The sequence below is a fragment of the Lachnoclostridium sp. genome, assembly GCF_031997925.1.
GTDB lineage: Bacteria > Bacillota > Clostridia > Lachnospirales > Lachnospiraceae > Lachnoclostridium.
The window spans coordinates 1-11229 of the sequence record NZ_DAMADT010000042.1; the positions used below are offsets into that span (position 1 = coordinate 1).

The window sequence follows — 11229 nt, forward strand, 5'->3', positions numbered from 1 at the left end:
CCTAAGCCACTCTTTGCTTTACTGGGTTATTCACATAGCCCTTACCCCTCACTGAAACTGCTATTATTTATCACTATAAAATTAAGAGCTTTTAGTACTTATAAAAAAGACCTATTACAAAATATTTTACCTTAGATTTGGTAACTTATTTTGCAACAGGTCTTTTTTCAGCCCCTATTATAAATCTTTTCTTTTATCCTTTGCATGAAGCATAAAGGCTCCTAATAGCATAAAGCCGATGACAACCAGTAGTATGTATATAAAATCTACTTTAGCAGGAGCTTCCTCTGTAGTAGCCTGTCCTTCTTGTTTCGGATTCTCATTAATCGGCTTGTTTGTTTGTTCCCTAGGCAAAGTTTCCGATTTAACCAGGAATGTATCAAATACCACAGACTTTAATACGGTTACGTTATCAATTCCATTGTCAAATTCCTCTGAATATGCTGGTATAATTCCAAACGCCTCCATTGGATGAACTGAAGCTGATAAACATAACACTATCATTAGCAAGAAAATGACTTTCTTCAATATATTCACCCCTTAACGTATACCCATGTATTTAAATTTTGATATCCCCATATTTATTATAAGGCCTTTGGAATTATATGTCAAACATTCCTTTGTATTTTTTTACATTTCTATACAGTAATTCACATTTCATAGAGTTTAAACGATTTATCTTTCGATTATGTAATGTATATGTGAAATTATTTTTTTGTATTATCCCATATTTTTCACTTTCTTCAATATTTTCTAGGAAAATTTATTTTTCTACATTATCTCAAGGTGTTTTGTATTATTCAAATACAAGATTTTCCATCCTCGTATCGCAAACAATGAATTCCCGACAATTAGAACAACTCATCCATTAATACCTAGAACAACCGATGTGCTCTATGATAAACGGTTCCCCATCAATATGTTTTTTTATCTCTTCAGGTAAACGACTCATATAGTCTTTTGTAACTGTAAATTTTCCAAGTATATCATCTGATAATATGTATGCTACCGTTTCTTCTACAAACTTATCTGCTTCTTTCTCATTTAAATAAGGATATTCACGATCTAGGTCTCTTACAGACGATTCATAAAATTCTACGATATATTTTATTCGATCTGCGAAAGCAGACTCATCAAATTCCTTCATATAAGAATTCTTAAATTCATTGGCTTTTTTCAGCTCGTCAAATGGCCAGAATTCTTGGTGTAAATACTGACCAGTCTTCGTTTGGTACTCCACAGTCCGGTGCAATATTACCAACAATAAATTCGTGTGGTAAGATATCAAAAAGTTGCTCAAATACTCTATCCCCCACCCTTAAATGAACCATCCAAGACGCCATTAGTATCTACTCCTTCCCTAATAAACTTATTTTCTACATACAAACATTCCTGCCTGTTTTGTAATCTCAACTTGTCTTTTTTGCCGGAACAGCTCTACTAAATAATACTCAAACTCTTTACGATACCCATGGAGCACTTCTGTTTGATTTCCATGACAAGAAAGAACATAGTGAAGCAATGGACGATAATCATCTAAAATTAATCTATCCTTATAATCCATTCTATTTACAGAAGAAAAATGAGGCTGTAAATAATTCCTCGCATTTTCTAATCCAAATAAATCCGAAAGATTTACTTCCGAAAGAGTAATCTTAGGATTGAACTTTTTCGTTATCTGCTCAATTTCCTTCATATGTTGTTGTCCGTAAGCTGTACAAACAAATACACCATTCGGCTTTAAAATACGCGCAATTTCTTCGCAAACCTTATTTCGATCATTCGCATAGAAGAGTACATGATTGGCAATCACAAGATCAAAGGTTTCCTTAGAAAAGTTAAGATGATTAATATCCATAACATGATAGGTACAAGATAAGTTTGTCTGATCTATGGCTTCTTTTGCAACCTTTACCATCCCATGTGATATGTCCGTTATTGTTATTGATAATTTATCTGGTAGAATAGCTTCGTTTTCTACCCAAAAGGTACCATTACCGCAGCCAAGTTCTAATATCTTTTGATTTTTAGCAAAAGGAATATGATTTGCTAGGAAAGGATACCAGCCTTCAGGGTTCTTTGAGTACTTTTTATGTAATAAGATTCTAACATTGAGATGATCTGCATTTTTATAATTCTCTCTGATACTTTGTTTCATATTCATTGCATGAATAATATCTGTAATCTTATCCCAACTAATCTCCTTATCAGATTGTAACATATCATCTGCTTGATCTATCGTAGATTTAATAACTTCTAACTGATTTATCTTTGATTGCAGTAACTGCTTTTGCAGATGGAGAGAGTCTCTAAAACTCTCCCTATCCACTGTGCCGCTCGCCATACTCTCAATTTCTTCTAAGCTAAAATCAAAAAACTTTAATGCTAATATCTTTTGGAGTTTTAGAAAATCTGAATTCGTATATAAACGATAACCTGAATCTGTTAGTTTTGATGGCGGAAGTATCCCTATCTTATCGTAATACCGAAGTGTTCTGATTGAAATGTTAGCGCACTTAGCAAATTCACCTACAGTAAAATAAACGTTCTCTTGGTTTAGTTTCATAAATTCCCTCATTTCTCCATCGTCTTTTATAAAGACTAACTCAACGCAATCCGTACTCCTTTAGATACCAATCTATTGTAACAGCCATCCCTTTCTCAAAGTCGGTTTTAGGTGCCCAACCGAGATTTCTCTCTATTTTTTCCGTATTAACTGCATATCGTTTATCATGTCCAAGACGATCCTCTGTAAATTCAATCAAGTCCATTGATAGGGACGAATCCACGTGTTCTTTTAGATAATGAAGGATGGTAGTGACAATATGAAGAGCACTCATCTCTTGATGACTCCCGATATTATATACCTCTCCTAACTCACCCGTTAATAATACAGAATCCATCGCTATGCAGTGATCCTTAACAAAGAGCCATTCTCTTATGTTTTGTCCATCTCCATACACTGGTATCTTCTTATGATTCAAGCAGTTTTTGATACACTTTGGAATTAACTTTTCCTCATGTTGATATGGGCCAAAATTGTTACTACACCTTGTCTGTACAATTGGTAATCCATAGGTCTTATGATAAGCAATCGCAACCATCTCTCCTCCTGCTTTGCTTGCAGAATAAGGATTATTCGGGTGTAATGGCATATTCTCCATAAATTGTCCAGATTCCTCTAAATCACCATATACTTCATCGGTTGAGACATGTAGAATCCTCTTATCACTTATATCATCTCCCCAAATGTTATGAATAGTATGATAAAGCACCCTAGTCCCAATGACATTGGTTTGAAAAAATTCGGTATCTGATTGCAAACTTCGGTCAACATGAGATTCTGCTGCCATATGCACTACATAATCTATCTGCTCTTCTTTAAAGATTTTTGTTAACAATTCTATCTCTAAAATATCCCCTTGCACAAACCGATAGTTTTTCTTCTCTTCAAATTCTTCTAACCACTTACGATTTCCTGCATAAGTTAGCTTATCATAGTTAATAACCCTAACATCCTCACCGTAAGATTCGAAAAGGTACTTAATAAAATTAGTTCCAATAAACCCTGCACCACCTGTAACAAAATATGTTTTCATCCTTACCTCCATTCTGGCACTTTTGTGCCTACCAAAGAACGATAGCGAATTTTGTACGATATTATATTGTACGGCATTATCGTATACCACTATAAAATCGTATGCTATCATTGATTTGTTTGCGCGTTCTAAGATCACGTGATAACTGGAGTATAAAGGGTGACGCAAGGAGAGAGTCAAATGTTATTTTTAATAATGATTTTTAATAATGAAATATTATAATTGAGCCCACCAACAAGCATTTTCAGTTCTTGCTATTGAATTAATCAATTATGCAATTAAACGGATAGTTCATTTATATTCCTCCATTTAAGATATAGTCAACCTTAAATAAATCCTCTATATAAAGTTTGAGAATATATTTATTAAGAACCCAAGTATAATGACAACTACAATAAAATTTACTCCAGAACTTATGTTTCTTGTATACTTTAGCATACGTAATCTCGTTAAATCATTAAGTTCATCCGCTGATAAGCCCGATGGAATACTATAATATAACTTCTCTAGTTTTGGATCATAGCATAAGTTGTCCGGTAAGGGATGTCCTTCCTTCTTTAAATTAGCTAATTCCTCGTGTTGTTCTTTTGAGCAATAATCTTTGTATATATACCCGAATTCTGCATAAAGTGTATTTAGTTCTTTCCGAGTTTCCTTCTCCTGTTCAATCTGATTATACTTCATCTAATCCCCCTTTTCGAAATAACTTTTCACCTCATTCACATTATATAGTTTTATGTCGTATGTTATATAATCTTAACATGAATTGCAGTTAAATTCCATATTTTCCTATCTTTTGCTCAATAGATAAAATATAGAAAATAATTGTAGCCTGGTTAATTAATATTCATTATCTATAATGATTTGTATCACTGGTTTATTGCGAGCATAGCAATCACAAATAACATAAAAATCACCACAGCACTTAAATATGCTATGGTGATTCCTTCTTTCATGATGCAATCATTTTAAAGAATATGCTATTCGACTTGAAAGAGCGCAAATACTCTCCTCCCCACTCCTCTTAGGTGTTATCGAATAGCGAGAGCATATATCCTAGTGATACACTTCAAACTCCGCAATTTGACCTGCTGCTGCACCTGTGTTTGCGGTAAACGTTAGCTGAACATAACGTGTCTCTATGTTATCTAGCTTAATCTGAACCTCATTCCCCCTATCAGGATCAAATGTATATTGTTTGGATGGTACTATTTCTGTAAAAGTCTCATTATCATCACTAATTGATATAGAGAAATCCTGTGTTCTCTTTCCCCAGATACTCATTGGAGAGAGACGAACACGTATCGTATGTATAGAGTATACCTCTTCTAAATCTAATGTTATGATATTCGGATAGCTTTTAGGCTTTCCCTCCCAATAAGAAACTCCAGTGGCGATACCATCCGTTACTTTCTTTGCGGTATAACTTTGAGTAAAACTATTAGCGGTAGCCTTCTTTCCAAGTGCTATATTTTCCCCCTCAGGAATGGTGGCAACATATTCTTCCTTAATAAAATCAGGGTGTTCTAATGCTTCCGTCTGGTCTATTGCATCTAGCGTAGATACATGTGTTTCTATTGTTTCCCTCACCACCGGTTCTTTCGTAGGTAACCGAAGGGTATAGACTGAAAGTAAGGCATTTAGAACTACTAACAATAAGATAATAACTCGTTTTTTGTTCATCTTTCCCTCATTTCTACACAGCTTTTGTCTTTCCTTCAAGACAATGCGTATTATTAAGTTTTGTATCGTGGTTAAGAGGACACAAAATATTGATTTCCTTCTTACTCAAGAATAATATTCTTTGCAGTCTTTTCATCTACTTCAAATTTTCCTTGTTCCAGACTTGTGACCTTTTCTCCTAACACATTGATATTCTTTAAGGTAACACCATCAATGTTATGCTCTGCATCAAAGCCTTTCATTCTTGAGGCGCAGTTTTTACCACCAAGCACATCAACTCCATCAATTACAACATTTTTGATAGTTCCGCGCTCTCTAGTAGAAGACCAATTAGAACTCTGTGCAATATTAATGTCAATGAGGTATGGTAACTCATCACCATCTCCACTTCCCATCTGAGCATTCTCAACTACAATATTTTTAAAGGTTATTCCGCTTATCGATGCATCGTCTGCATTGTGAACTGATATTACAGGCTTATGGAAGTTGTGAAGTACAGTGATATTCCCAAAAGTAATATCAGAGATAAAAGCATTCTCTCGCTTGCCTTTATTCGTTTCATATCCAACCTCCATGGACTGTGCAAAATCCGTCCATAACTGCATATTATCAAACTTTATATTTTTTGAGTTATCATCATAATTTTTAATTACCAAAGAATCATCCCAGCTTCGAACAAAACTATTTTTTACCGTGTAATCTTGGCAGGACTGTAACGTAATACCATCCCCGTTTGGCCTAGAGGATATAATTTTTATATTATCTATCGTACCGTTTTTAGAATTAAATGCCTGACATACCCAAGCATTCGGATTTAATACAATAATATCATTAATCGAAATGTTCTCGCAGTTATCAAACTTTAATGGTATGTATGCTTCTTTTCCCTTCCATCCTTTGAACTTAGAGCCATCAATAATTCCTCTTCCGCGAACGGTGATGTTCTTAGCAAAATTAGCATTTACTATGCCATGAATAACAGCACCACCTGAGATATAAAGAGTTTGATTATCCTCAAGGATTATATTTTCAATATTCCATTCTCCAGGTCCTATATATACAACATCTTTATCATCTTTGGATGGTATATCCGTCTCTATTTCATTTGCAAATAAATGTACCGCTCTTTCTGGTGATTTATTAAACATAATGGTATATTGGTCAGGTTTTGTAATCGTAAATGTAACAGTATGATTTTCCGCATCAATAACTGGTGTAATTCCATAGTTGAATGGACTTATGCTAGCTGATTCTAAGTCAATACCAGGTACCTTAATTGTTACCTCTACGACACCTTCAAAATCAAAATAGGTAATTGGAGTCCTTGCATTTGGAGGCATGTAATCGCTATACCATCTTCTTGAATGATTTACATTCGTATCATACACGTAACAATCATAACCATTTACCGTTACTAAAGTATCGGTACAATGAAGCAGTGAAAAATCTTTTGAGCTCTCATTTGCAGAAACCAAATCCTCCTCGGTAGCATCACGTAAAGACTTTGGACCATCATACAAGACTAGATTTGTTTCCTGAATCGAAATAACCTCCTTTGCAGGCCTTTTCTTATTCACTACAATAACTAAAAGACCTATCAGGCATACGAATAATACAACAATTGCGATACCTTCCAACTTACGAAACTTTTGGCTCATATAGCTCCTCCCTAGTTTTACAATTTTTTAGCATACCGTATTCTGGTGCTTAAAAATTGTATGATATCTGTAACATCAAGTCCCAATCTGTCTCACTTAATAATGTCTCTGAATCAAAATCTGCCCCTAAAAACTTTCGTTCTGGTCCTACTGCCAAACTCTTCATTCCTGCCGCTTTTGCAGCTACAACACCCGCAAAGGAATCCTCTACGACAAGACATTCCTTCGGCGGCAAACAAAGTTTTCTAGCAGCAACTAAAAATACTTCCGGATCTGGTTTTGATTTTGTAACATCAATTCCACAAGAAACTGCATCAATACTTGGTGAAAGTCCTGTTTTTTCTAAAATAAGCGGAGTGTTTTTTGAGGCTGAACCAACCCCTATCTTGATTCCTCTTATCTTTAGCATTTCCAGTGCTTCTTTTACATCCTTTAACACAGCTGAATCTTCAAGTGAGTCTAGCATTTCTACATAGTAGTTGTTCTTTCTATCCGCAAGTAACTCTTTTTCCTTATCACTATAATCTAGGTTTCCTTTCTTTAATACTATTTCTAAGGACTCCATCCTACTAACCCCTTTTTGTGCTTTGTTGTCCTCTTTCGTGTAATTATTTATATTTAATTCTCTTGCTAGTTTAGACCATGCTTCATAATGTAGTTCATCGGTGGAAACCAAAACACCATCTAAATCAAAAATAACTCCTTTAATCATACTTTTCTCCTTTCATTGTGTGTCAAAGCAGATATCCGCCATTTGCTTACGCTACTTGCTCGATTCTTTGAATACCCACACTGTTATCCTTAAAAATATCCTCTATACATTTTCAAAGTTTAATGGTAAACTTACGCTATTAGGTTTAACCTTAAACCTGTTAAAAGGAGGGAACGTTTCTTGGCTACAATTAAAGATATTGCTCAAATCGTTGGCGTCAGTTGTACCACTGTTTCTAATGTAATAAATGGAAAATCAGGTCGTGTATCCGCTGAAACCATTGCAAGAATAAATGACACTATCAAAGAACTTGGTTATGTACCGAATATGTCTGCCCGTTCTTTGGTTTCTAATAATTCTAAAGTGATAGGAATTATCAATCACTTAATCGTAAATAAACAAGAAAACTTCATGGAGGACCCTTTCCACTCTGCCTTTATTGGAGCAATTGAAGCTACCTTACGGGAGAATGGTTATTATTTAATGTTACGTACAGTAGAAACTGCCGATGACTTACAAACCTTTCTTCGAAACTGGAATGTAGACGGACTTTTCTTTACCGGTATATTTAAAGATTCTTTTTATGAGGAATTAACAAAGCTATCGATACCGATTGTATTAATTGATAGTTATGTCAGTCATCGTAACATGTGTAATGTTGGTCTTGAAGATTATAAAGGCGGTTACCTTGCTACAAAGCATTTATTAGAACACGGACATCGAAACATTGCCTTTGTATCCCCTCTGATAAAAGAAAATGGTGTTCTCTATCAACGTTTACTTGGATATAAGCAAGCATTACAAGAATTTCATATTCCAATTCGTGATGAGATGATTTTTTTAGCTGGCATGGATGTTGCTTCCTGCTTACATACCGGCGCTAAAATCGCAGCAAGAAATGATATTACTGCACTATTTGCAACAGCAGATATTATGGCTGCTGGAATAATTGCGGGACTTCGTCAGGCTGGAAAACGTGTTCCTGAAGATATCTCCATTATTGGGTTTGACGATTTAAGTATTAGCCGCATTACCGATCCTCCACTAACCACCATCCATCAGGATGCAAATGAGAAAGGTAGACAAGCGGCCTACTTTATGCTAGACCGCCTGGAAAATCGTACTCTAAAACAAAGAGAGATTATACTTCCGGTTCACTTGGTAGAAAGAAACAGTGTCTTAACTATCTAAATAAGTACTGCGAAAGCATCTTCCTTCGTCACCGTAACTCTATATTTTTTCCCACCTATTTGTACTGAAAAACTTAACTCTGTTATGGAAGAAGGAAGGCATGGCTTAACAGCAATACTTCCTTCTTTTATTGTTAGTCCGGCAAATCCATATACTGCTGTCATATAAGCCCCACCAGCAGCGGCAGGGTGAGTTCCTCCAATATAAAGAAGCCCTGCCCATTCCTTCCCACCGCCTTTTAAATCAGCCATAGCTGACTTTAAAAAGAATGGATATGCCTCGTCGGGATTATCACAATAACATGCTAATAATGCATACATACAAGCACTTAAACTTGACCCATGCTCTGTTCTTGGCTCATAATAGTCCCAATTCTTTTGTAATACTTCCTGTTCATATTCGTCACGAAACAATGCTAATGTGGTCACCACATCTGCTTGTTTAATAATTTTTGTATCAGCAGCTACCCCATACGCACCACCCCAATATTCTTTTGGATGTATAACTTTACTTCGAACTTCGTCAAGGGTAGTATCTTTCAATTTATAGTATCCATCAAACTGCTCTACTAGCTTCGTATATTTATCCGGAATCTTTATAAATATCCGTTTGGAAGCTTCTTCAAACTTTGTTAGTAAGGCTGACAGCCCATACTGTTTGGCTAATTTATTTTGTGTCTCCTGAGAAAGTTTTGATACATTTTGAATTAATTCAACCGCCATATCAAAGGTATACTTTGCCATACGGTTGGTATAAAAATTGTTATTCACTCTTTCATGGTATTCATCTGGTCCTACCACATCATGTAATTCAAATTGTCCAAAAGGAACTTTTTGAAGTAGCATGGAGTAATAAAACTGTGCACACTCGAATACTACCTCAACTCCTCCTTCTTCAAGAATGGAGTAATCATTTGTCGTATGAACATAAGACATCAGCCCATACACAACTGCCGAGGATATATGAATCTGTTTATCACGAAAGTAAGTGCGCATTGGGCGTTCGGTAAAAACATCGATAACATTATAATCCGAACAAGCCTCGTATCCACCCTCTTGACTCTCCCATGCGTAAAATGCTCCTAAATAACCATACTCCTTCGCCTTCTTTTTCGCACCTTCTAAAGTATCAATCCGGTATTTCACTAAACTCCGTGCGACCATTGGCTCTGTATAAAGGTAGAATGGAAGTAAGAACATCTCCGTATCCCAAAATACAGCACCTTTATAAGTCTGTCCTGATAGACCTCGTGCCGGTATTGACATACTCTTACTATGTCTTGGGGCTATACTAATCAGATGATATAAAGAATAATTTAGTGCCTGCATAGCTTCCTCATCACCTTCTATTAGTACTTGATCTCTTTCCCAGCATTTTTTCCACCATTCCATATGATTGCTTTTTAAGGTTCCGTAACCTTGTAGAAGGGCATGATGCAATAGGTCTTTATTCTCCCTCTCATATAAATCACTATCTTTTTCTGTATAGATTCCTATGTATTTATAGAAACACACCATCCCATTTGCAGATAACGAGATTGTAAATCGATTTAATATTTTACTTTCTGCTTTTACAACCTCATGTGTATATTGCTGTTTCTTTCTTTGTTCTAAACAGTCTGGAATAACATCATCCAAGATACGCAAAGAGGTGATCTCCCAAACACTGATTCCTAACTTCTTCTCTGAAGTATTCGCATGGACTGACAGTTCAAAAGTATTCTCTTCTTTGCTGGAACTTGAAAACTTTACATTGTTAAGGTGAGGACCATTGATATCCCAAACATCTGCATCAATTCCAGATACTAAAGTTACTTCCATATCAGCATTCGTATGAATGCAATATTTCATACAAATAATGTGAGGTTGCTCCATACAGCAAAAACGCTCACTTTCGACTGTAATCTCTCCATGCTTGGTAGGATAGGAAGTCTTCCTACCAAACACACCATGAGAGAAATCTAAGGTAATCTGATGAGATTTCATCTCTGAATCAGGTAATCCAATTCGCTCACCCGCAATCTCAATGTAAGTGTAAAGAGCATTGGGAGCATTGATGGGTTCCCGAAATTTTTCTCCAACTTGATCGTAAATTCCGGAAAGATTAATGGCAACTAATTGGTCCTTTTCATATTCCTCGAGAGTACCTCGAATTCCCATATATCCGTTGCCTATGAAAAATTTATTACCAAGCGTTGTTACGAGATTGCTGTCATAACCATTTTCCGTCAGCGTCCAATCCATAACTTTCCTCCCCCATTCCTATGCCGTCTTGGCGCATCTTAAGTTCGTGGATGCAGCGCAGAACACAAACTTACTGAGTAATAGAATTAATCAATTAATTAAGGGTAACGGTGCCCTTTTTTTGGTTAACCTGGTATCTCAAG

11 protein-coding genes are annotated in these 11229 nt (G+C 35.7%); 1 reads left to right on the forward strand and 10 read right to left on the reverse strand.

Annotation, left to right across the window (positions count from 1 at the left end; all coding sequences use genetic code 11):
• Window positions 1–177 precede the first annotated feature (177 nt).
• The 9 genes from RTP52_RS18495 to pgmB form a co-directional block, all read right to left on the reverse strand.
• The gene (locus RTP52_RS18495; protein ID WP_312101930.1) at window positions 178–528 is read right to left on the reverse strand and encodes a hypothetical protein; all 351 of its coding nucleotides are present in this window, start codon (window positions 526–528) and stop codon (window positions 178–180) included.
• Between the two features lie 340 nt (window positions 529–868).
• A complete protein-coding gene (locus RTP52_RS18500) occupies window positions 869–1147 on the reverse strand; it encodes a hypothetical protein (protein WP_312372852.1) in 279 nt (92 codons plus the stop codon).
• A 37-nt stretch (window positions 1148–1184) separates the two neighbouring features.
• Window positions 1185–1343, reverse strand: a complete 159-nt coding sequence (locus tag RTP52_RS18505) for a hypothetical protein (RefSeq protein WP_312372853.1) — start codon at window positions 1341–1343, stop codon at window positions 1185–1187.
• Window positions 1344–1369: 26 nt separating this feature from the next.
• On the reverse strand, window positions 1370–2566 hold the full coding sequence (locus RTP52_RS18510; protein ID WP_312101934.1) for a MerR family transcriptional regulator: 1197 nt from the start codon (window positions 2564–2566) through the stop codon (window positions 1370–1372).
• 40 nt (window positions 2567–2606) lie between these two features.
• The gene (gene rfbB, locus RTP52_RS18515; protein WP_312372855.1) at window positions 2607–3599 is read right to left on the reverse strand and encodes a dTDP-glucose 4,6-dehydratase; all 993 of its coding nucleotides are present in this window, start codon (window positions 3597–3599) and stop codon (window positions 2607–2609) included.
• A gap of 339 nt (window positions 3600–3938) precedes the next feature.
• Window positions 3939–4283, reverse strand: a complete 345-nt coding sequence (locus RTP52_RS18520; RefSeq protein WP_312101939.1) for a hypothetical protein — start codon at window positions 4281–4283, stop codon at window positions 3939–3941.
• Window positions 4284–4655: 372 nt separating this feature from the next.
• Window positions 4656–5282, reverse strand: a complete 627-nt coding sequence (locus RTP52_RS18525) for a discoidin domain-containing protein (protein WP_312101942.1) — start codon at window positions 5280–5282, stop codon at window positions 4656–4658.
• 101 nt (window positions 5283–5383) lie between these two features.
• Window positions 5384–6940: a glycosyl hydrolase family 28 protein gene (locus tag RTP52_RS18530; RefSeq protein ID WP_312372858.1), complete on the reverse strand. Its 1557-nt coding sequence runs from the start codon at window positions 6938–6940 to the stop codon at window positions 5384–5386.
• A gap of 49 nt (window positions 6941–6989) precedes the next feature.
• Complete coding sequence (gene pgmB, locus RTP52_RS18535; RefSeq protein WP_312372859.1) at window positions 6990–7652, reverse strand: beta-phosphoglucomutase; 663 nt, start codon at window positions 7650–7652, stop codon at window positions 6990–6992.
• A gap of 180 nt (window positions 7653–7832) precedes the next feature.
• Here pgmB and RTP52_RS18540 point away from each other — a divergent pair, with 180 nt between their 5' ends.
• Complete coding sequence (locus RTP52_RS18540; protein ID WP_312372860.1) at window positions 7833–8843, forward strand: LacI family DNA-binding transcriptional regulator; 1011 nt, start codon at window positions 7833–7835, stop codon at window positions 8841–8843.
• Here RTP52_RS18540 and RTP52_RS18545 read toward each other — a convergent pair.
• A complete protein-coding gene (locus tag RTP52_RS18545; RefSeq protein WP_312372861.1) occupies window positions 8840–11086 on the reverse strand; it encodes a glycosyl hydrolase family 65 protein in 2247 nt (748 codons plus the stop codon). The two genes, RTP52_RS18540 and RTP52_RS18545, sit on opposite strands and share 4 nt — an antisense overlap.
• Window positions 11087–11229: the final 143 nt, after the last annotated feature.

What these genes read in the sequence shown, in the direction of transcription:
- RTP52_RS18500 (WP_312372852.1), bottom strand. Translation starts at nt 1,147, where the DNA reads ATGAAGGAATTTGATGAGTCTGCTTTCGCAGATCGAATAAAATATATC.
- RTP52_RS18505 (WP_312372853.1), bottom strand. Translation starts at nt 1,343, where the DNA reads ATGGCGTCTTGGATGGTTCATTTAAGGGTGGGGGATAGAGTATTTGAG.
- RTP52_RS18510 (WP_312101934.1), bottom strand. Translation starts at nt 2,566, where the DNA reads ATGAAACTAAACCAAGAGAACGTTTATTTTACTGTAGGTGAATTTGCT.
- rfbB (WP_312372855.1), bottom strand. Translation starts at nt 3,599, where the DNA reads ATGAAAACATATTTTGTTACAGGTGGTGCAGGGTTTATTGGAACTAAT.
- RTP52_RS18520 (WP_312101939.1), bottom strand. Translation starts at nt 4,283, where the DNA reads ATGAAGTATAATCAGATTGAACAGGAGAAGGAAACTCGGAAAGAACTA.
- RTP52_RS18525 (WP_312101942.1), bottom strand. Translation starts at nt 5,282, where the DNA reads ATGAACAAAAAACGAGTTATTATCTTATTGTTAGTAGTTCTAAATGCC.
- RTP52_RS18530 (WP_312372858.1), bottom strand. Translation starts at nt 6,940, where the DNA reads ATGAGCCAAAAGTTTCGTAAGTTGGAAGGTATCGCAATTGTTGTATTA.
- pgmB (WP_312372859.1), bottom strand. Translation starts at nt 7,652, where the DNA reads ATGATTAAAGGAGTTATTTTTGATTTAGATGGTGTTTTGGTTTCCACC.
- RTP52_RS18545 (WP_312372861.1), bottom strand. Translation starts at nt 11,086, where the DNA reads ATGGATTGGACGCTGACGGAAAATGGTTATGACAGCAATCTCGTAACA.